Genomic DNA, 21511 nt, shown 5'->3' on the forward strand with positions numbered 1-21511 from the left:
TTTTTGCCCTTTTGTAACATATTTCCCGAAGCATTGACCTATAGATAGTTGCAATTTTGACTATTTTTAAGCATGCTTCTAAACGTTTCCTATACAGATAAGAACATCACCCGAAAGGTGGATGAGGCCGTAGGCAAGCCCTTTCCGCTGAAGGAACGCTTTGCCATGGGCGGTATTGGTTCGCCAAAGCTGTATATTACCGAGACCAGTGTGGAAATCCAAAACCTACTGATTCTGGACAACAACCTCAACACCTGCAACATTGAAATCCGACCCAAGGGCATCATTGTAAGGTTTCGGTCGTTGTTGGAAACCTATGGGCTCATCATCCCATACTACAAATTGAAGCTCTACAAGGGTGAGAGCACCGTTCATTCCATTTATATGGACCACCATTTCATCAAAGTGAAATCGGATACCCAAGCCATACAGCGGTTCTTTAAAAAATTGCTGGACCACAAAGCGGACAATATGCCCACTTCCATTGAGGATTTATGAGCCTACTCAGAAAAAACCCAAAAATTGAGGTAAAACCCTCTCCCCTAGATAAAAAATTGTTCATGGCCGGCTGGTTTGTAGTGATCCTGAATGCCATTTTGGTGTTGAAGTTCTATTTTGACCTCCCTGAAACCATACCAACCCATTTTAACCTTCAGGGGCGGGTGGATGGCTACGGGCATAAATCCACCCTGTGGGCCATTCCCATGCTCAGTGCCGGACTCTATTTGGCCATGGGACTGATGGCCACCAAAATGAAACCGTGGCACATGAATTATCCGGTACGGGTGACCACCGAAAACGCTCCCAAACTCTACCCTATCGCACGTCGGATGCTCATTGTGATGAACCTCTGCTTTGTCGTTGCATTTTTGATCACCACCGTGATCATCCTTTTCAACATATTGGGTTGGGTGCATGCGCTGGACATTAAAGCGCTTATTGCCCTTTGGGTATTGAATGGGCTATTACCGCTCTACTACGTCTTTAAAATGTACAGGGTAGCTAAGCGATAAATTTTTAAAAAGTAACAACTGGTCATTTCGAAATGAGCAGAGCGATTGAGAAATCTCTGCTGAGGTTTAGATTTCTCACTTTGATTTCGACTACCTGACCGTCCGGCAGGCGGGCGCTCAATCTGACAGTACGAAATGACAAAAAGATATTCGAGAAAATTCGTGAAATTCCTGCCTGCGGCAGGCAGGCGTGTCAAACCCCTAACACCCCTAAAGTCCCATTTCGACTTCGCTCAGTGAAAGGCCTCAAGGGGACAGTTCTTAAAATCTCTGTTACAAAATCCACCCCAGTTCGTCTAACCCGTATGCAACCTTTTGCAGTTTGCATTGTCTATATAAAAAACACATCAAAAAACGAACAGATGACCTTGTCCAACACCAAGATCTTCCCCGTGTTACTTTTTCTCATGGCCTTGCCCATGACCGCCCAGACCATCAGCTCCAAATTGGTGGATCCCAAGACCCAAAAAGGCATTCCGTATGCCACCATTCAATATGGGGAACACAAGGGCGTGATCACCAACGATGAAGGCCGTTTCAGTTTTTCGTTGGACGAAACCACCGCCCCCGACTCCATCTACATTTCTTCCATGGGGTACTCCAAAAAGGGTTTCACCCTGGCGCAATTGCAGGACAGTGTGGTGCTACTTCAACCAAAAGCCATTGAACTTAGTGGCGTGTATGTCTTCGACAAAGAGCTTTCCGTGGACGATATCATCGAGAAAATGGTGGAACGCGTTCCACAGAACGTCAACAAAGCACCCGTAAAGCAACGCTTCTTTTTGCGGCAGTCCGAGTTTGTTAACATCGACAAGGTGGACTTCGGTTTTGAGAAATCCACCATCGAAGAGCTCAACAAGGAACTCATGGACAGCATTGCCCTTTCCATCCCTAGAAATGGCCACCACTATACTGAAAGTCTGGGCGACCTCTATAAAAACAACGGCAAGTACAAACTGGACATCATCAAGGCCGCCGATCTTTACGACAAGAACCAAGTGAGCTCTTTTGAGGAACTGGGTGAGCGCATGCAGACCATTTTCACCCAGAACATAAAACCAGATTCCTACCTGAAGATAAAATCGGGCATCTTTAGCCAAAAGGTGCAGGTAGATTCCATCCTCAGCGATATGGAAAAAGAGCAGGCCAAAGAGGCCGAAGAGCTAGCGCAAAACCTTGAGAAAAAGAAAAACTCAGGATTGGTGGACAGCCAGCGCAGTGCTTTTAAGGAACTGCTCAACGAACTGTACTACAACGAGAACAGCAAACTGGACCTCATCGAAAAAAACAACCGCTACCGGTTTACCCTGGCCGGCTATGCCGAAATTGAAGATGCCGGGGTGTACGTTATCGACTTTGAACCCAAGCGCAGCAGTGCCGAGTTCAAGGGCCGTCTCTATATAAATATAGAGGACTTCGCCATTATGCGGTTGGATGTGCAGAACACCGAGCGCCTGCGCAATTTTAGGCTGCTGGGCATTACCTACCGCGAAGTGCTCTACAAGGGCACCATGCGCTTTGCCCAACTGCCCAATGGCAAGTACGACCTCCGCTTTATGGACTTTACCTTTGGCCGCTACTTTGCCGTGGACCGCCCCCTAAAAGTGATTGAAAAGAACAAGCACGTAAAGGGTCGCCGCAAGCAGAACGAACTCTCGCTGAACATCGATTTTAGGATGAGCCCCACCCAAAAATGGGAACTGGTAGTGTTTGACCAAACCGTGGTGCCCGAAGCCCAGTTTACCAACTTTACAGAGGACAAGACCGCACGCGCCACCTATATGCCCACCTATGACCCCGAGTTTTGGCAAGGCCATACCATTATGGAGCCCAACCAAGCGATACGGGAATTCACTGTGGAAGAATAGTTGTAAGGGTTGAGTTTTTAGTTTTCAGTTCTCAGAGGTCAGATTGCAGAGGTCAGCTAAAGGAACATCCAAAGCTTGGCTGATGCGGTAAAGGATGTAGATGGTAGCAGTGTTTTCCCTTTAACCCAAAACCCTTTACCCTTTTACCAAAAACCCAACACCCTTCACCCAACTTGCCATATATGGCATGTACCCGTTGCCGAAAAACCTTTTTCTTGCTCCAACTATGGAAAAAGCAGAAATTGTATTGAACTGGATTGAAGATACCTACGGAACTCCGGAAGAATTGGCTAAAATTCTGGATTACGGGATTGAAATGCTATTTTATTTGGAAGAAGGTTCTTTTGAACAAAAGGAAGTGCAAAATGTGGTGGCGGCTATTAGAGGGATTGTGGTTAGACTAAGAACAATGTAAGAATCACCTCTATTTCTTATGCTGTGCTCTTTTATCTCTTTCTTCTCTTTTCTGATTCATAACAATCCACCATGCAAAACCTTTATCTTGTAATCTATACATTCCTCGCGAACCCTCTTTGTCAAGAATAATACCCCTATTTCTTAAAGCTGCAATAGCATTATTCAGCGTTGTATCCTTTCCTTTGAATCTATTCTTTATAAATGTTCTTGATACCCATGAATCAAGTTTGTCAGACATAATAATAAGCACTTGTCGATAGCTATCTTTCTTTATTTTATTGTAATAATCATCTCTATAGTACCTATCTCCAATCTTTTCAATAGCTCCATTTGACCCAAATGCTCCCTGAACTACATCATCTTCATTTATTGTTTTACCATCTGATAAGTCAAAGGCAGAGTATCCATATTGATGTATAAAATGTGGGAATCCTTCTGAAAGGTTTATAAGAAGTTTTTCAGCACGTTCAACAATTTTAGTGCTAAAACCATTTGCCTCGCTAGAGTGATCCAGTACCTTTTTTATAATGTATTTGATATCAGGCTCTTCAAGTCTATCAAGATTTAATTCTTCAAATATTCTAAGTGAAGAAGGATGGCTATCCAACAAAATCCGTTTAATTTGGGGAAGACCAGAAACACCAATCATTAGATGTTGTGTACCCTCTTTTTGTAATCTTTCGTACAGTAATTTTACAAATGTACCTAAATCCAATTCGGAGCAAGCATTATCTGCTTCATCAATCATTATGAGAAGGCCATCATAAGAATTATCAAAAACTGAATTCTCTTTTGCCTTAGTAACTCTATTTAAAGTGTCTGCCAAAGAATAGCAAAATTCTTCAAATATCAATTCGCTTTTTCCATTAGAACTAGTATCTATTTTTACCCCAACAGCTTCTACTCTACCAATGAAACTCCAAATTTCTCCAAATACCGCTCTAGTTTTCTCCGTCCGAGCCAATTTTCTTTTTAGTGCGAGTTCAATTTTCTTAATTAAAGTGTGCTGTGTTGTGTCCTTGGAAATATCAATATCTACAACAAGAAAGTTTAATTTTTCCCCATTGACCTCAATATCTCCCTCAGCTTGATATTTTACTAAATTTAACAAAGAAGTTTTCCCTATCCCTCTTTGACCAGTCAACAAAAAGCCATGACCCTTGTTAGCTTTTGTTTGCAATAATAATTTTTCAATGGTTTCTATTTCATGTAATCTTCCAGCGAACATTCCTGGCCCACTTGGAGAGTTGGGGTTGAATGGATTTATTTTACTCATATTTTCTGGTATAGGTAATAACAGATAAAGCCAAAGACTTTCTAGATAAATTTTTAATTATAAAGCTTGTTTTATACAATCTTAATCAGGAGGGAAACTTCTAAAAATCAAACCAATATAAACTTTTTTTACCAAATTATCTTACATGCTTGCGCGATAATGCTTATTGCAATGGGCAATAGACAATGTACAATTAGCAATAACACCCCTAAAGTCCCCTCAAGGGGACAGTGTAGTACCCATCCTGCGTCATGCCGAACTCCTGCCTGCCGTTAGGCACGGGGTTTCGGCATCCCATCCCAAAAGCATAAGACCCTGAAACAAGCCTGCCCTGTCATTCCCGCGCACGCGGGAATCCACCATGCCAAAAAGAAAAAGATTCCAGCTTTCGCAGGAATGACATAGAGCATTCGAGATAATTCGTGGAATTCCTGCCTGCGGCAGGCAGGCGTGTCAAACCATAAACACCCCTAAAGTCCCCTCAAGGGGACAGCCTTATTTGGGGATTTCCTGTTATCTTCGGGAAAAACAATAGCCATTTACAACTTCCTAAAAAACAACCCACTATTGGCGGTCTCCACGGGGCTACTGTTGCTGTTTTCGGCAGTAGTGTTCCTTTTTACGGAGTGGAGCTACCAATCCATTGAGGTGCTCTCGCTCTGGGTGCGGAGTCACTTTGGGTATTTTTACCTGTATCTGGGCCTCGGTTGTGTATTGCTACTCTTGGGCATTGCCATATCGCCCTGGGGCAAGCTTAAATTGGGCCCACCCAACGAAAAACCGGAACATTCCACTTGGGCGTGGGCCAGTATGCTCTACAGCACGGGCATGGGGGCCGGTATTTTGCTCCGGGCCGTGCAAGAACCTGTTTTTATGCAGCAAAATCCACCCTTTGCCACCAACACCACCCCGGAAATTTTGGCGCTGGAGTTTACCTTTTACCAATGGGGCTTTACCGCTTGGGCCTTTTACGGACTGTTTGCCCTGATCATTGGCCATGCGCTCTTTGCCAAAAACCAAAAAGTACTGGTGAGCAGTTCCATTCCGCATAAATTCAAGGGTACCAAACGGGCCAATGCGGTGGATATTCTAGCCATCATCACCACCGTTTTCGGGTTGATTGCCGCCATTGGTTTGGGCACCGCCCAGATTACCGGAGGGCTCAACCACGTGTTTCAATCCGAGTTTGGGGTGACGGTCACCCTGCTGTTGGCACTCCTGATTTCCGCCATTGCGTTTGTCTCGGTGTGGTTGGGGGTGGATAAGGGCATCAAACAAATTTCCAAGTTCAATATATTGGTGACGTTGCTGCTGTTGGCCTTTGTGTTTGTCAATAGCAATATGGGGAATATCCTGCTTTCCTTCGGAAAGGCTTCGTTGCACTACCTCAAAGATTTTGTTCCGATGAGCATCACTGTGGGGCGCTACAACCCCGGCATCGAATTCCTCACCGATTGGACGTTTTACTATTGGGCTTTCTGGTTGGCCTGGGCACCTTTTACAGGTATCTTCATCGCCCGCATTTCCCGAGGTCGCACCTTGCGGCAAATGTTGTTGGGGGTATTGATATTACCTTCATTGGGAACGTTCTTTTGGTTTTCGGTCTTTGGCACTTCGGCCTTTGAAATCATTGAAAGTTGGGGCAGCTACAATAATGAATTTGGCAGTGTGTTCTCCTCCATCTTTCTCTTTTTTGGGGAATATCCACTTTCAGGACTATTGAATGGCATCACGATTTTGCTTTTGGTGAGCTTTTTGGTCACTTCGGTGGACTCCGCCGTATTCGTGCTCAGCATGTTCACGGACAAAGGCAATCCCGACCCACAACGCAAACACCGACTCATCTGGTCCATCTTTATTTTGTTGGCCACCTTGGCGCTTATTCTTCTCGGCAATGCCAAACCGGACATTGATGTGCTTACCGCCGTTCAGAAATTGCTGATCATCACCTCTTTGCCCTTTGCCTTTTTTATGGTGTTTATGGCTGCGGTATTTTTGAGCTCATTTCGGGGCAATCGATAGTAAACACCCCTGAAGTCCCACTTCGACTTCGCTCAGTGCAAGCTCTCAAGGGGACAATGTAATTCTTCATGCCGAACTAGATTCGGCATCCCATCTCAACTCATGAGACCCTGAAACTGGTTCAGGGTGACGACTACTTCTTGGGCAAAAAAACCTCCGCCATCATGCAACGGGCACTACCCCCGCCACAAGACTCAATAGTATCCAAAGGGCTGTGGATGATGCCACAATGTTTTTCAATGGCCTTGATTTGATCTTCACGAAGGCTATTGTAGGCTTGGGTGCTCATCACCATAAAACGTTGATCGTTGGCCCCGATCACTTGGAGCATGTTGCCAGCAAAGTGATAAAGCTGCTCTTCGGTGATCTCTATGATTTCCCGACCATCCATTTTAATATGTTCCACAACACTCTTGCGCTCCTTTTTATCATCGATGGACTTTAAACAGATGACCACAAAGGTTTCGGCCATCGCCATCATCACGTTGGTATGGTAAATAGGTAATCGTTCCCCACCCACCGATTGGTAAGCGGTGAAAATGACAGGGAAACAGTCAAAATCCTCACAGAACTCAATAAAAAGCTCTTCATGGGCGCGTTCAGACAACGCGCAATACGCTTTTTGATTGGCACGGTCTTTTAGGATACTCCCAGTACCTTCTAAAAACACACCTTCATCCTCAGCCGAAGTGTAATCCATGATGTTGTTGATGACAAAACCTTCCTTTTCCAAGATTTCAAAAATATCCTCACGGCGTTCCTTTCTTCGGTTTTCAGCAAACATGGGATACACGCAGATGGTCCCACTCTCATGAAAAGAGACCCAATTGTTCGGAAAAATGGAATCTGGGGTATCGCGCTCTTTGGTATCGTCAACCACAATTACGTTCACGCCGTTTTCGCGAAGAACCTTCACAAAGGCATCGAACTCCTCTTGCGCCTTGCGGTTTATTTCGGCATTTTTAAGGTGCAAGTCTTCCTGAAAATAATTGTTGACCGCGGTCTGTTCATTCATCCGGAAATTCACCGGGCGAATCATTAGAATGGTATTGGTAATCTGTGCTCTCAATTTGTTTGTTTGTTATGTATGTTGTTGTGAGGTAATCTTTATGCTCTGATGAGGGGCATGGTGCTGCATCGGAGCAGCCCCTCTTGCTTGGCAATTTCGGCATATGGAATCTCTTCTACCGTAAAACCTTGTTCGCGCAGCCAATTGTTGAGTCGGGTGAAGCTCTTTTCCGATACGACCACTTCGGGTGAAATGGAAAATACATTGCTGAACATTTGGTACATTTCATCCTTGGTGATCTCAAAAACATTGTCCTTTCCGAAATAATCCACCAACCATTGGTATTCTTCCTCCATCAAAAATCCATTTTTATGTAAAATGGCCTTGTCCTTTCCAACAGGTTGAAAACAGCAGTCCAAATGCAGGGCATTTTCCTTGGGGTCGGTATTTGATTTTCTCAGCTCAAAGGATTTTACCGTTTTGTGTGGAAACATCCTTCGGATATACTCCACGGCTTCTTTATTGGTTCGGGCAGTGATAAAATCTGGATAATTCGGTCCCGTGTAAGTGCCAATAAAAATGTAATCGTTCCACGGCATCACGTCGCCGCCTTCAATATGTACTTCTTCAGGTGGGCGAATTATTTTTTTTGGATCGATACTTTCCAAGACTTCATGAATGGCCACAAACTCCCGTTCGCGGTCGGGCAGGATATTGGCATGGAACAATTTGTCTTCAATAACAAAGGCGATATCCCTGGAAAAGATTTGATTACAATTTTCAAGAACTTCTGGTCGATAGACTTTTACACCATATTTATCGAACACCTTTGCAAATGCTTCCATCTCCTTTACCATATCAGCCTCAATAGGGTACGTACCCGCTAAAATATGTTCCAATGACTTTGGGTCATAGGCTTCCTCTGGGGTGGGCGTTGGCCCGCAGCTAACAGCTGTACCCAAAATCACGGCCTTTAAAGGGCTAGTTTCATCTACAATGTTCAATTGCATCATACCGTAATCCTTGAATCTTTTGAACTGAAATAGGGATTTTCCCCAAAAATTCTATGGCAAATCTAGTGTTTTGCCCCCTATTATCCTCCTACAAATTGGCAAAAACACTTTTTTTATTTATGCGATTTTCCCAGTACAAAAATGAGAAATATTTAAAATTTAACTAACTGAAAGTTAATGCGTTAAAATTCACCACTTGATGTGATTTTTTATATAATAAATGTTGCCTGTACATTTTTTATTATTACATTTGTATTCAGATTTTTCCTACAAATGAAAAAATTGTTCATTTCATCTTTATTGGTTTTAGCCGCATTTGCATTGTGGGGACCAATGAATGCATTCCAGAAGAAAAAGGTTACTGCAACGTATTCTTCTTTTGATAAGAATGCTGATTCTTTGTATTCCGCAAAGTATAGGGATTGTATTATGCAAAGCGATTTTCCAGAGGGGTCTTTCTCCAATGATAAGATCATCATTGAAAATGACTGGGATTTAATGAAAGTAAATTCATCCATTAACAGATACGGACAATCCTTGGATTCTACCATCAAGAATTTGAATGCAATCGATGCCCATAATTTTCTGCATCATGAGTTTGAACGTTCAAAAAATACCATATTAAACAGCAAGGATCTTTCATGGATACGTGCCCATTACCTCCGAGAGATCATGCGCATATGCTATGACAACGATAGGCTATTGAACCTTGGTTCTGGGAATAACCCACATAGCCTTTAACTAAAAAAGGGCGATGTTAATATCGCCCACGTTTTTTTGACTGTCCCCCAAGTCTTATCTTTTTTCCAATGGAACAAAAGGCCTTAGGTTTTCCCCGATATATACTTGTCGGGGTCTTCCTATGGGTTCTTTTCGAAGGCGCATTTCCCTCCATTGTGCAATCCAACCGGGAAGTCTTCCCAAAGCGAACATTACAGTGAACATATCCGTTGGTATGCCCAGCGCCCTGTAAATTATTCCTGAATAGAAATCCACGTTGGGATAAAGCTTGCGGTCCACAAAATAGGTGTCTTCCAAAGCTTCTTTTTCCAACCCTTTGGCAATGTCTAAGATAGGGTCCTCAATTCCAAGGTTCCCCAACACATCGTCTGCAGACTTTTTAATGATCTTAGCCCTTGGGTCAAAGTTTTTATAGACACGGTGTCCGAAGCCCATCAATCTGAACGGGTCGTCCTTGTCTTTTGCTTTGGCCATATATTTTTTGGTATCACCACCATCGGCTTCAATAGCTTCCAACATCTCCAATACGGCTTGGTTGGCACCTCCGTGCAATGGTCCCCAAAGCGCAGAGATTCCAGCTGACAACGAAGCAAACAATCCTGCATGTGAAGATCCTACGATTCGCACTGTGGATGTGGAGCAGTTTTGCTCGTGGTCCGCATGCAGAATCAATAATTTATCCAAGGCTTCAATGGCAATTGGGTCCTTTTTGTACTCTTGGTTTGGTTTTTTGAACATCATCTTGTGAATGTTCTCTACGTAACCCAGACTATCATCCCCATAGTCCAATGGAAGTCCTTTTTTCTTTCTTTGGGTCCATGCCACCAATACCGGGAATTTGGCCAAAATGCGTACGATTGAGCCATACATCGCCTTCTCTGAGGAAACATCTACCGAAATAGGATTAAAAGCTACCAAGGCACTTGTCAATGAGGAAAGTACGCCCATAGGGTGCGCCGCTTTTGGAAAGGCATCCAAAATCTTTTTCATCTCCTCGTCCACATGGGATTCCTCTTTAATATCGTTGTGGAATTTCTGTAATTGTTCTTTATTGGGCAGCTCACCAAAAATAAGTAGGTAGGCCACTTCCAAAAAATCGGCCTTTTCTGCTAAATCCTCAATGGAATATCCTCTGTACCGTAGAATTCCTTTCTCCCCATCCAAGAAAGTAATGGCGCTTTCACAAGAACCCGTGTTTTTATAACCGGGATCTATCGTAACCATTCCAGTATCCGCCCTTAGTGATTTAATATCAATTGCCAATTCATCTTCAGTACCTTTGATTACGGGGAACTCATACTGTTTTCCACCATATTCGAGTATAGCTTTATCCGACATTTTATGTTTTAATAGATTAGTAAAAATAGAATGCGGAAATTACGAAAAAGCGCAGCCATTAACAATTTCCAACTCTTATTTGTGCAGTTATTAACAATAAAATATCAATGGTATTAAAAAATACGTTCAGGCCATGTCGTACAGAAGGTCATAGTACGCATCAACCGACTTTTTCCAGGTAAAACGCTTTCGTTTTGCAGCAGCTTGAATCTTTTTCCAAGTGGGCTTGTCATTTTCAAACACGTCGAGGGCTTCATCCATCACTTTCAGCATGTTTTTTATTTTATCATCATAGCTATCACCATCAAAACTAAAGCCTGTTTTCATGTGTTCAACGGTATCCTTTAATCCTCCGGTATGATGTACCAAACAGGGATGCCCGTTTCGCATGGCCAACATTTGACTGATTCCGCAGGGTTCAAAAAGGCTGGGCATGAAGTAAAGGTCCGATTCCAAATACATGGAGTCGATGAGGCTTTCTGACTGCCCGTTGGTGAAGATAAAATTCTTGTGCTCATAACTGAGTTTTCTGAAGAGCTCCTCATACTCTGGAGCACCGGTACCCAACAACATAAAAATACCATCTACCTTTTCCAGTTTTTTTAGGATTTCCACAAACGCCTCTGGGGAGCGCATGAAGAAGTAAAACTTTTGTTCGGTCAATCGGGCTACGCTGGATGCAATGAACTTGGGTCGATTCCCCACATAATCCATAATCTTTTCACCGGTATGGGCCAAAAAGTCGGCTTTGTATTTTTTATCTTCTTGCTGAAGCCATCCAAATAGCGCTTTTACCGTATTTCTATAAATCTGTCCCTTTGCCTCGGCATTGATGTTCTTGTAATTACAGCCATTCAAAATACCAAACAGCCTTCCTTCCTTATCTGCTTTTTGCAAATCTTTTTCCAGACCTTCACCACCTATAAATTCAGGAGGGGAACTAGGTTTCAAGACATCCTCTTTGTAGGATGGTGAAACGGTATGCACCGCATCAGCGAAACGGATTCCTACAGCCATAAGGTTGATGCAGTCCTGATATCGGTAATCCATCAACTTTTGGTAATCTAACGGCACGGTCGGAAACCAGTTTTTTATGGAAGAATAATTGCCATCAAATGGACGGATACCCTGTATGGCTAAATTGTGGATGCTGTATACAAACCGGATATCCTTCAAATTTTTGTATTCGGGGTGATACTCCCTTAAAAATAGCAGCAAACTGGAATGCCAATCGTGCAAATGCACCACATCGATTTCGCCAAAAGCACCCTGTTTTACTGCTTCGGCCACTGCTGTACAAAAAATAAAATATTTGATGGCATCGGTGTAGAATGGCTCTTCAGGGTCATTGTGGTAGATATGTGCAATATCTCCCGGCTCAATCTCTGGATGATGGAGCACGTAGTGCACAATATTTGGAAATTCCTTCTTGGGTTTTACCTCATACAACTCAGCGGTGTAACGCAATCCCCGTAGATAAAAATTCAGGTTCGTTTTGAACAATCCATCTTTGTGAAGCCTGGAATAGGACGGCACAATGACGTGCACTTTATCTCCACGTTCTGAAATCTGTCTTGGAACATCGCGGACCACGTCTCCCATCCCGCCAGCCTTGCAATTGGGCAAGGCATCATTTTCCGCTGCAACAAATAGAAAGTTGTTCATGAGGTACTTTTTGGTAGTATTCTTAGTTCAATCCTTTAATTTAGCTAAAGTTTGTTATTGTAACAAAAAAAAGCCTTTCCCAAATGAGAAAGGCTTTTATTATGCTAAATAATCTTTATCCTTATTTTACTTTAAAGGCTTTTTCTTGAGGATAATAGGCTACACTTCCCAATTCTTCCTCAATTCGAAGCAACTGGTTGTATTTTGCCATACGATCACTTCGAGAAGCGGAACCAGTCTTAATCTGACCTGTGTTCAATGCCACGGCTAAATCAGCGATGGTGTTGTCTTCAGTTTCACCAGAACGGTGCGACATTACAGACGTATAACCAGCATTTTTGGCCATATTCACAGCGGCAATAGTTTCACTCAAGGTTCCGATTTGGTTTACCTTGATCAAAATGGAGTTGGCGATTCCGTTTTCAATACCTCTGGACAAACGCTCTACATTGGTCACGAATAAATCATCACCTACCAACTGAACTTTGTCTCCAATTTTATCGGTAAGGAGTTTCCAACCTTCCCAATCGTTTTCATCCATTCCATCTTCGATGGAGATGATAGGGTATTTTTCACAAAGGTCAGCCAAATATTGAGCTTGCTCCTCTGAGGTTCTAACCATTCCTTTATCACCTTCAAACTTAGTGTAGTCGTATTTGCCATCCACATAGAATTCAGCGGAAGCACAATCCAAAGCGATCATCACGTCATCACCCAATTTGTAGCCTGCCTTTTCCACTGCTTTACCAATGGTATCCAAAGCATCTTCGGTACCACCTTCCAACGTTGGAGCAAAACCACCTTCATCACCCACAGCTGTACTCAGACCGCGGTCGTGCAATACTTTTTTAAGGTTGTGGAAAATTTCAGTACCCATTTGCATGGAGTGGCTGAAATCCTTCGCTTTTACAGGCATGATCATAAACTCTTGGAACGCAATGGGAGCATCAGAGTGAGAACCACCGTTGATGATGTTCATCATAGGTACCGGAAGCGTGTTGGCGCTAACACCACCTACGTATCGGTACAATGGCATTCCCAATTCATTGGCAGCAGCTTTGGCCACGGCCAAGGAAACCCCCAAAATGGCATTGGCTCCCAATTTAGATTTGTTCGGCGTACCATCCAATTCAATCATGGTCTGGTCGATAGCGTTTTGATCAAAAACGGATGTTCCAACCAATTCTTCCGCAATGACAGTGTTTACATTGTTCACGGCCTTTCCAACACCTTTTCCCATAAAAGAACTTCCTCCGTCGCGTAATTCAACGGCCTCATGTTCTCCGGTTGAGGCTCCAGAAGGAACAGCCGCCCTTCCCAAAATTCCATTTTCGGTAACTACATCTACCTCCACGGTAGGGTTACCTCTCGAATCTAATATCTGTCTTGCATGAATGTTGACAATAATGCTCATTTTACTCTTAGTTTATGATTGTAATTAATTGGTCAAAGATACGAAAAGACGTGCCTTTTAACATTATGTTATCACCTCTAATACGGTCTTGGTAACCTAAAAAAAAACTATAACGTTTTAGTTCTTTCCTGTTTTGATGGCATCAAAAAATTGGTCGAAAAGATAGTCGGCATCGTGTGGTCCCGGACTTGCTTCTGGGTGATACTGTACCGAAAATACATCCTTATCCTTCATTTTAATTCCGGCCACGGTATGATCATTCAAGTGGGTATGCGTAATCTCCAACTCAGGATGCGCCTCAGTCTCTTCCCTATTGATGGCAAACCCGTGGTTCTGGGATGTAATTTCACCTTTGCCCGTAACTAAATTTAGGATGGGGTGATTGATGCCTCGGTGCCCGTTGTGCATCTTGTAGGTGGAAACACCATTGGCCAAGGCCAACACTTGGTGTCCCAAACAGATTCCAAACAACGGCTTATCCGAAGTGATCATTTTCTTGGCCGCGGTGATGGCATCCGTCAATGGTTCTGGATCTCCAGGTCCGTTGGAAATAAAGTACCCATCTGGATTCCATTTTTCCATTTCCTCGAAGGAAGTATTGTATGGAAATACTTTGATGTAGGCTCCCCTTTTGGCTAAGTTTCTAAGGATATTCTTTTTGATACCGATATCCAGTGCGGAAATCTTATAGGCTGAATTTTCATCTCCGTAGAAATAGGGCTCCTTGGTAGATACTTTAGAGGAAAGTTCCAACCCTTCCATACTCGGAACTTGTTTTAATTCCTCTTTCAACGTATCAATCTCATCGACTCTTGTGGAAATCAGGGCGTTCATGGCACCGTTATCCCGAATGTAACTTACCAAGGCGCGGGTATCCACATCAGAGATGGCAAACAGGTTGTTGTTGCTCAAGAATTCCAACAAACTCATGCTGGCATCGGGTCTTGAATATTCGTAGCTGAAATTTTTACAGATAAGCCCGGCTATTTTTACGGAGTCGGATTCAATTTCATCCAAATGGGCACCGTAGTTCCCAATATGGGCATTGGTGGTGACCATCAGCTGTCCGAAATACGATGGGTCAGTAAAGATTTCCTGATACCCCGTCATACCGGTATTAAAACATACTTCCCCAACGGCAGTACCTTCTTTGCCTCCTACAGCTTTCCCGTAGAAAATGGTACCATCCGCCAACAATAACAGTGCTTTTTTCTTTTCGTGATACTTCATGAAGTGTTCCAATTTTTCAGTTTACAAAAAAACATAAAAAAAGGATAAGTTCTCACTTATCCTTTTTCCACTAATACAATAGTTAATAACATCTTTCTTATTCTTCAGAATCGTCAGTTTTGGTTTCAGCGACCGGTGCCACAGGCTCCGCTTTCTTGCCTCCTCCTCTTCTACTTCTTCTGGTTGATTTCTTGGCAGGTTTACCAGCATTGTATACCTCGTTGAAATCCACTAGTTCTATCATGGCCATATCAGCGTTATCTCCCAATCGGTTACCCAACTTAATGATTCGGGTGTATCCTCCTGGTCTGTCTGCTACTTTTTCAGCAACAGTGCTAAACAGTTCTGTGATGGCTTCCTTGCTTCTTAAGTTACTGAAAACAACCCTTCTGTTGTGTGTACCTTTTTCGGTAGTTTGGTTGTTCTCGGTCTTAGCTTTGGTGATCAAAGGCTCAATAAACTGCTTCAAAGCTTTTGCTTTGGCCACAGTGGTATTGATTCTCTTGTGCTCGATAAGGGAGCAAGCCATGTTGGCCAACATCGCCTTTCTGTGGGCAGATGTTCTTCCTAAGTGATTGAATTTCTTTCCGTGTCTCATCTTTGTGGTTTATCATCTTGCTACCAAACCCAATTGAACTTGGGGAGCAAAATATGATTATTAATCTTTATCTAATTTGTATTTGGAAAGGTCCATACCAAATTGTAGGCCTTTGTTGATGACCAACTCTTCCAACTCGGTCAATGATTTTTTACCGAAGTTTCTGAACTTCATCAAATCATTCTTGTTGAAGGAAACCAAATCACCCAAAGTATCAACTTCGGCAGCTTTAAGACAGTTCAAAGCCCTAACGGACAAATCCATATCTACCAATTTGGTCTTCAACAACTGACGCATATGCAAAGATTCCTCATCGTAGGTCTCAGTCTGAGCAATTTCATCAGCCTCAAGGGTGATACGTTCATCAGAGAACAACATAAAGTGGTGAATCAATACTTTGGCAGCTTCGGTCAAAGCATCCTTAGGATGGATGGAACCATCGGTAAGGATTTCAAAAACCAATTTTTCGTAATCGGTCTTTTGCTCTACCCTGAAGTTTTCGATGCTGTATTTTACGTTCTTTACTGGAGTGTAAACAGAGTCAACCGCAATGCTTCCCAAAGGTGCATTGGATTTTTTGTTTTCCTCCGCAGGAACGTAACCACGTCCTTTTTCTATGATAATCTCAAGGTTGATGCTCACTTTGGGATCCATGTTACAGATCACCAATTCTGGGTTGAGCACTTGGTACCCAGAGATGAATTTTTGAAAATCACCAGCAGTCAACTGCTCTTTTCCGCTAACGGAAATTGAAACAGTCTCGCTCTCAACATCATCAATCTGTCTTTTAAAACGAACCTGTTTTAGGTTCAAAATGATCTCAGTTACGTCTTCAACAACGCCTGGGATAACAGAAAACTCATGTTCAACTCCATCTATGCGCACAGAAGTGATGGCAAAACCTTCCAAAGAGGAAAGCAATACCCTTCTCAGCGCATTCCCAACTGTTAATCCATAGCCAGGTTCCAAAGGGCGGAATTCAAATTTCCCTTCGAAATCTGTTGAATCTATCATTATAACTTTATCGGGCTTCTGAAAATTAAGTAATGCCATAATTGGATTAATGTTGAATTTTATTTAGAGTACAATTCGACGATCAACTGTTCCTTGATATTTTCAGGGATTTGAATTCTTTCTGGAACAGCTACATACGTACCTTCTTTCTTTTCGGAATTCCAAGTGATCCATTCGTATACGCTGCTGTTGGCAGACAAAGAATCCTCAATGGATTGTACAGATTTTGATTTTTCACGAACACCTACAACGTCTCCAGCTTTAAGAGAGTATGATGGAATGTTCACAACATTACCATTGACGGTAATGTGACGGTGTGAAACCAATTGGCGTGCTCCTCTTCGTGAAGGGGAGATTCCCATTCTGAAGACTACGTTATCTAAACGGGATTCACACAATTGAAGAAGAATCTCACCGGTTACTCCTTCTTTTCTTTTGGCCTCGGCGAACAAGTTTCTAAATTGACGCTCCAAAATACCGTAGGTATATTTGGCCTTTTGCTTTTCCATCAACTGGATAGCATATTCTGATTTTTTACCACGGCGTCTGTTGTTACCGTGCTGTCCTGGAGGGTAATTTTTCTTTTCAAAAGACTTGTCGTCTCCGAAAATCGCTTCTCCAAATTTTCTAGCGATCTTTGTTTTTGGTCCTGTGTATCTTGCCATCTTCTATTAATTGGAAAGTGCGATTATGAATTAAGGCTTATCCTTCGATAATCTAAACTGCACCTTCGGGGTGAAGACCCTTTTGGGGCCATTAAACTATAATTGATTAAACTCTTCTTCTTTTGGGTGGTCTACAACCGTTGTGTGGAAGTGGGGTAACATCAACGATCTCGGTAACCTCAATTCCTGCATTGTGAATGGAACGGATAGCAGATTCTCTACCGTTACCTGGTCCTTTCACATACACCTTTACTTTACGTAATCCTGCTTCGTGGGCCACTTTAGCGCAATCCTCAGCGGCTACTTGAGCAGCATAAGGAGTGTTCTTTTTAGAACCGCGGAATCCCATTTTTCCTGCAGAAGACCAAGAGATAACATCACCCTTTTTGTTGGTAAGGGAAATAATGATGTTATTGAAGGATGCAACAACGTGTGCCTCTCCGGTAGACTCTACGATTACCTTGCGTTTTTTTACTGTTTTGGTACTTGCCTTTGCCATATTTTTTAGTTTCTAGTGTTAGTTCTGAGTTATTGGAATCCTAGACTTTTACATTTCAAACAGATTCTTCTAACGTCTAAAGACTAATGACTATGTTTTATTATTTAGTTGCTTTTTTCTTGTTGGCAACTGTTTTTCTTTTTCCTTTTCTGGTCCTAGAGTTATTCTTGGTACGCTGACCTCTAAGTGGCAATCCAGCTCTGTGGCGAATTCCACGGTAGCAACCAATATCCATCAAACGTTTGATGTTCAATTGGGTCTCTGAACGAAGTTCTCCTTCAATGGTGTATTCGGAAACAGCTTCCCTAATACGACCAATTTCATCATCGTTCCAATCAGAAACCTTGGTATCTTCACTTACTTGGGCCTTAGCCAAAATTTCTTGCGCTCTGCTTTTACCTATTCCGAAGATGTAGGTAAGCGAAATAACACCACGCTTTTGTTTAGGTATATCTACCCCTGCAATTCTTGCCATAATTACCCTTGTCTTTGTTTAAATCTAGGATTCTTTTTGTTGATAACGTACAATCTGCCCTTTCTGCGAACAATTATGCAGTCGGCACTTCTCTTCTTTATTGATGCTCTTACTTTCATTGTAACTAGTATCTATACGTAATTCTTGCTTTTGTTAAATCGTATGGACTCATTTCCAACTTTACTTTATCACCGGGAAGCAACTTAATGTAGTGCATTCTCATTTTTCCCGATATATGCGCCGTTACAACATGTCCATTTTCAAGTTCTACCCTGAACATTGCATTAGACAATGCTTCAATAATAGTCCCATCTTGTTCTATTGCTGCTTGCTTTGCCATGTATTATGCTACTTTTCTGTTTTTTCCGGTCTTCATCAGGCCATCATAATGTCTGTTCAACAAATATGAATTTACTTGTTGTACAGTGTCTATCGCCACACCAACCATGATCAACAGGGATGTTCCTCCGTAAAACAATGCCCAACCGGCCTGTACATCCATCAGCTTTACCACAATAGCTGGTAAAACAGCCAATAGTGCCAAGAACACGGATCCAGGTAATGTTATCAGCGACATAATCTTATCCAAATAATCACCTGTTTCTTTTCCGGGACGAATACCGGGGATAAACCCTCCGCTTCGTTTTAAATCATCTGCCATTTTATTGGTAGGTACGGTAATCGCTGTATAGAAATACGTGAAAATGATGATCAATACGGCGAAAAGGATGTTATAGGCCAATCCAAAAATATCGGCAAACTGAACTTCCATCCACTGTCCCACTGCTGTGTCATTGAATGTTCTTCCCAACAAACCTGGGGCAAACATAATGGCTTGCGCAAAAATGATGGGCATTACTCCAGATGCATTCAATTTCAAAGGAATGTACTGGCGTGCTCCCATGATGTTCTTTTCATAACCACCAGAAGCTGTTCTTCTTGCATATTGCACTGGAATCTGTCGTACAGCCATCACCAAAAGGACACTGGCCAAGATTACCAAGAACCAAACAATAACCTCGATCAACATGAACATGATACCTCCAGTGTTGTTGGTGGTCCTTGAAACAAATTCCTGTGCGAAGGATTGTGGCATGGTGGCAATGATCCCAACCATGATCAACAAGGATATACCGTTTCCGATACCTTTGTCCGTAATCTTCTCACCCAACCACATGGCAAACACACATCCGGTCACCAAGATAATTACAGCTGGAATGATAAAATCCAATCCTTTACCCAATACAAAAGCACTGTCTGGAACACCAAGTGCACCCAAACCGTACAAGTATGCAGGGGCCTGAACAATACAGATTCCGATGGTCAACCAACGTGTAATCTGATTGATGGTCTTTCTGCCACTTTCTCCTTCTTTTTGTAGTTTTTGAAGATACGGAATGGCTATTCCCATCAACTGAACTACAATGGAGGCGGAGATATAGGGCATAATTCCCAACGCAAATACTGATGCATTGGCAAAAGCGCCTCCTGTGAAAGCATTAAGAATTCCCAAAATACCAGAATCGGTCTGTGAAGCCAACTGGGTCAATTGGGTAGTATCTATACCTGGAAGAACAATTCGGGTACCAAAACGGTATACCAAAAGCAACCCTAGGGTTAAGATGATACGCTGTCTTAGCTCATCAATTTTCCAGATATTTGATATGGTCTCTATAAATTTCTTCATGCTATAATTATTCCTTATAAACTTATTGCCTCACCTCCAGCTTTCTCAATGGCAGCTTTTGCGGAAGCACTAAATTTATGTACAGACACTTTTAGGCCGGCTTTTAATTCGCCATTTCCTAAAATCTTTACCAAATCGTTTTTATGGGCCAAACCGTTTTCAACAAGGGTGTCCAAAGTTACTTCTTTCTTTACAACTCCATTGTCTACCAACTCTTGCAATTTACCCAAGTTGATACCTTTGTATTCTTTACGGTTGATGTTTGTGAAACCAAACTTGGGAACACGTCTCTGCAAAGGCATCTGACCACCTTCAAAACCAATCTTTTTGGAATATCCAGATCTAGACTTGGCTCCTTTGTGTCCACGGGTAGCGGTACCACCTTTTCCGGTGCCTTCTCCTCTACCTACACGTTTTCCCTCTTTGTGCACAGCGCCTTCCGCTGGTTTAAGATTATGTAAATCCATGTGCCGTTATATTTTAAGCTTCCTCTGTGGAAACCAAGTGTTTTACCTTATTTACCATTCCAAGGATATTGGGAGTTGCATCATGCTCAACAACCTGTCCAATCTTGCGCAACCCTAGAGCCTCCAAAGTTCTCTTTTGGTTCTGTGGCTTTTTGATAGCGCTCTTTACCTGTGTTACTTTTATCTTTGACATAATATCCTCTATTTATCCTTTAAAGACTTTTTCCAAAGAAATACCTCTCTGCTGCGCTACGGTGTCAGCACTTCTCAACTGCAAAAGTGCATCAAAAGTTGCTTTTACCACGTTGTGAGGGTTTGAAGAACCTTGGGATTTTGACAATACGTCATGTACTCCAACAGCTTCCAATACCGCCCTTACAGCACCACCGGCGATTACCCCGGTACCGTGGGATGCAGGTTTAATAAAAACCCGGGCACCACCGTACTTCCCTTTTTGCTCATGGGGAACAGTTACCTTGTTCAAAGGAATACGCACTAGGTTTTTCTTGGCATCCTCGATAGCTTTTGCAATTGCAGTAGCTACTTCTTTGGATTTACCCAAACCATGTCCAACAACACCGTTCTCGTCACCAACAACAACAATTGCTGAAAAACCAAAGGCCCTACCTCCTTTTGTTACCTTGGTAACCCTTTGTACTCCAACCAAACGGTCTTTCAACTCCAGTCCCCCTGGCTTAACTATCTCTACGTTTTTGTATTTCTGGTACATAGTCTTATTAGAATTTTAGTCCTGCTTCCCTAGCTCCTTCAGCCAATGATTTTACTCTTCCGTGATAAAGGTTTCCACCTCTATCAAAAGCCACGGCTTCTACACCAAGCTTAAGGGCCTTTTCTGCTATGGCCTTGCCCACTGCAGTTGCGACTTCAGATTTGGTTCCTTTTGCATCCACATCCTTATCTCTGGATGAGGCAGCAGCCAAGGTTACCCCTTTGTTGTCGTCAATCAACTGGGCATATATTTCTTTGTTGCTTCTGAAGATGGCCAATCTTGGTCTTGCTTCAGTTCCGAAGGATACTTTACGGATTCTTCTTCGGATGCGCTGTTTTCTTTCAGTCTTAGATAATCCCATAGTCTTAAT

Annotated in this window: 25 protein-coding genes; 6 read left to right on the plus strand and 19 right to left on the minus strand. The window is 42.6% G+C overall.

The genetic code is table 11. From position 1 onward, the window contains the following. Window positions 1-72: 72 nt before the first annotated feature. The 4 genes from ACFSJE_RS17555 to ACFSJE_RS17570 all read left to right on the plus strand — a co-directional run bounded on the left by ACFSJE_RS17555 (window position 73) and on the right by ACFSJE_RS17570 (window position 3296). On the plus strand, window positions 73-498 hold the full coding sequence (locus ACFSJE_RS17555; RefSeq protein ID WP_379832180.1) for a hypothetical protein: 426 nt from the start codon (window positions 73-75) through the stop codon (window positions 496-498). Further along, window positions 495-1013, plus strand: a complete 519-nt coding sequence (locus ACFSJE_RS17560) for a DUF1648 domain-containing protein (protein ID WP_379832181.1) — start codon at window positions 495-497, stop codon at window positions 1011-1013. Before ACFSJE_RS17555 ends, ACFSJE_RS17560 begins: the two co-directional genes overlap by 4 nt. 362 nt (window positions 1014-1375) lie before the next feature. Next, window positions 1376-2881, plus strand: coding sequence for a peptidase associated/transthyretin-like domain-containing protein (locus ACFSJE_RS17565; protein ID WP_379832182.1), 1506 nt, complete (start codon window positions 1376-1378; stop codon window positions 2879-2881). Between the two features lie 226 nt (window positions 2882-3107). After that, complete coding sequence (locus tag ACFSJE_RS17570; protein ID WP_379832183.1) at window positions 3108-3296, plus strand: hypothetical protein; 189 nt, start codon at window positions 3108-3110, stop codon at window positions 3294-3296. Between the two features lie 9 nt (window positions 3297-3305). On the opposite strand, the gene ACFSJE_RS17575 is transcribed toward ACFSJE_RS17570, so the two are convergent. Beyond that, the gene (locus ACFSJE_RS17575) at window positions 3306-4574 is read right to left on the minus strand and encodes an AAA family ATPase (RefSeq protein WP_379832184.1); all 1269 of its coding nucleotides are present in this window, start codon (window positions 4572-4574) and stop codon (window positions 3306-3308) included. 567 nt (window positions 4575-5141) lie between these two features. On the opposite strand from ACFSJE_RS17575, the gene ACFSJE_RS17580 reads away from it, so the two are divergent. Continuing rightward, on the plus strand, window positions 5142-6596 hold the full coding sequence (locus ACFSJE_RS17580; protein ID WP_379832185.1) for a BCCT family transporter: 1455 nt from the start codon (window positions 5142-5144) through the stop codon (window positions 6594-6596). A gap of 133 nt (window positions 6597-6729) precedes the next feature. On the opposite strand, the gene ctlX is transcribed toward ACFSJE_RS17580, so the two are convergent. Beyond that, window positions 6730-7635, minus strand: a complete 906-nt coding sequence (gene ctlX / locus ACFSJE_RS17585; protein WP_379832308.1) for a citrulline utilization hydrolase CtlX — start codon at window positions 7633-7635, stop codon at window positions 6730-6732. 68 nt (window positions 7636-7703) lie between these two features. Beyond that, a complete protein-coding gene (locus ACFSJE_RS17590) occupies window positions 7704-8618 on the minus strand; it encodes a dimethylarginine dimethylaminohydrolase family protein (protein WP_379832186.1) in 915 nt (304 codons plus the stop codon). A 273-nt stretch (window positions 8619-8891) separates the two neighbouring features. Here ACFSJE_RS17590 and ACFSJE_RS17595 point away from each other — a divergent pair, with 273 nt between their 5' ends. Then, complete coding sequence (locus tag ACFSJE_RS17595) at window positions 8892-9359, plus strand: hypothetical protein (protein WP_379832187.1); 468 nt, start codon at window positions 8892-8894, stop codon at window positions 9357-9359. Between the two features lie 54 nt (window positions 9360-9413). On the opposite strand, the gene ACFSJE_RS17600 is transcribed toward ACFSJE_RS17595, so the two are convergent. From ACFSJE_RS17600 to rplR, 16 genes are all read right to left on the minus strand, one after another. After that, on the minus strand, window positions 9414-10697 hold the full coding sequence (locus ACFSJE_RS17600; protein ID WP_379832188.1) for a citrate synthase: 1284 nt from the start codon (window positions 10695-10697) through the stop codon (window positions 9414-9416). A gap of 126 nt (window positions 10698-10823) precedes the next feature. Next, window positions 10824-12362: a glycogen synthase gene (locus ACFSJE_RS17605; protein WP_379832189.1), complete on the minus strand. Its 1539-nt coding sequence runs from the start codon at window positions 12360-12362 to the stop codon at window positions 10824-10826. Window positions 12363-12483: 121 nt separating this feature from the next. Continuing rightward, a complete protein-coding gene (gene eno / locus ACFSJE_RS17610; RefSeq protein ID WP_379832190.1) occupies window positions 12484-13776 on the minus strand; it encodes a phosphopyruvate hydratase in 1293 nt (430 codons plus the stop codon). A 117-nt stretch (window positions 13777-13893) separates the two neighbouring features. Continuing rightward, a complete protein-coding gene (gene carA / locus ACFSJE_RS17615) occupies window positions 13894-15006 on the minus strand; it encodes a glutamine-hydrolyzing carbamoyl-phosphate synthase small subunit (RefSeq protein ID WP_379832191.1) in 1113 nt (370 codons plus the stop codon). Between the two features lie 97 nt (window positions 15007-15103). Further along, entirely contained in the window at window positions 15104-15604 is a 501-nt protein-coding gene (gene rplQ, locus ACFSJE_RS17620) for a 50S ribosomal protein L17 (RefSeq protein ID WP_379832192.1), read from the minus strand. 60 nt (window positions 15605-15664) lie between these two features. Beyond that, on the minus strand, window positions 15665-16657 hold the full coding sequence (locus ACFSJE_RS17625; protein ID WP_036379800.1) for a DNA-directed RNA polymerase subunit alpha: 993 nt from the start codon (window positions 16655-16657) through the stop codon (window positions 15665-15667). Between the two features lie 20 nt (window positions 16658-16677). Next, window positions 16678-17283 carry a 30S ribosomal protein S4 gene (rpsD, locus tag ACFSJE_RS17630; protein WP_379832193.1) on the minus strand — a complete coding sequence of 202 codons (606 nt, stop codon included), beginning with the start codon at window positions 17281-17283 and terminating at the stop codon, window positions 16678-16680. Window positions 17284-17389: 106 nt separating this feature from the next. Further along, the gene (gene rpsK / locus ACFSJE_RS17635) at window positions 17390-17782 is read right to left on the minus strand and encodes a 30S ribosomal protein S11 (protein ID WP_379832194.1); all 393 of its coding nucleotides are present in this window, start codon (window positions 17780-17782) and stop codon (window positions 17390-17392) included. Between the two features lie 100 nt (window positions 17783-17882). After that, a complete protein-coding gene (gene rpsM / locus ACFSJE_RS17640) occupies window positions 17883-18257 on the minus strand; it encodes a 30S ribosomal protein S13 (protein ID WP_207096778.1) in 375 nt (124 codons plus the stop codon). A gap of 2 nt (window positions 18258-18259) precedes the next feature. Continuing rightward, window positions 18260-18376, minus strand: coding sequence for a type B 50S ribosomal protein L36 (gene ykgO, locus ACFSJE_RS17645; protein ID WP_379832195.1), 117 nt, complete (start codon window positions 18374-18376; stop codon window positions 18260-18262). 5 nt (window positions 18377-18381) lie between these two features. Further along, window positions 18382-18597, minus strand: coding sequence for a translation initiation factor IF-1 (gene infA, locus ACFSJE_RS17650; RefSeq protein ID WP_011710675.1), 216 nt, complete (start codon window positions 18595-18597; stop codon window positions 18382-18384). A gap of 3 nt (window positions 18598-18600) precedes the next feature. Beyond that, window positions 18601-19944: a preprotein translocase subunit SecY gene (gene secY, locus ACFSJE_RS17655; protein WP_379832196.1), complete on the minus strand. Its 1344-nt coding sequence runs from the start codon at window positions 19942-19944 to the stop codon at window positions 18601-18603. A gap of 14 nt (window positions 19945-19958) precedes the next feature. Then, window positions 19959-20411, minus strand: a complete 453-nt coding sequence (gene rplO, locus ACFSJE_RS17660; protein ID WP_379832197.1) for a 50S ribosomal protein L15 — start codon at window positions 20409-20411, stop codon at window positions 19959-19961. 13 nt (window positions 20412-20424) lie between these two features. Then, the gene (gene rpmD, locus ACFSJE_RS17665; protein WP_067029297.1) at window positions 20425-20604 is read right to left on the minus strand and encodes a 50S ribosomal protein L30; all 180 of its coding nucleotides are present in this window, start codon (window positions 20602-20604) and stop codon (window positions 20425-20427) included. Between the two features lie 12 nt (window positions 20605-20616). Beyond that, window positions 20617-21141 (minus strand): 30S ribosomal protein S5, encoded by a 525-nt coding sequence (gene rpsE, locus ACFSJE_RS17670; protein ID WP_379832198.1) that lies wholly within the window; start codon window positions 21139-21141, stop codon window positions 20617-20619. A 7-nt stretch (window positions 21142-21148) separates the two neighbouring features. After that, window positions 21149-21502: a 50S ribosomal protein L18 gene (gene rplR / locus ACFSJE_RS17675; RefSeq protein WP_379832199.1), complete on the minus strand. Its 354-nt coding sequence runs from the start codon at window positions 21500-21502 to the stop codon at window positions 21149-21151. Window positions 21503-21511: the final 9 nt, after the last annotated feature.

Origin of the sequence: Flagellimonas iocasae, assembly GCF_042682725.1 — a bacterium.
GTDB classification, from domain to species: Bacteria; Bacteroidota; Bacteroidia; order Flavobacteriales; family Flavobacteriaceae; genus Flagellimonas; species Flagellimonas iocasae.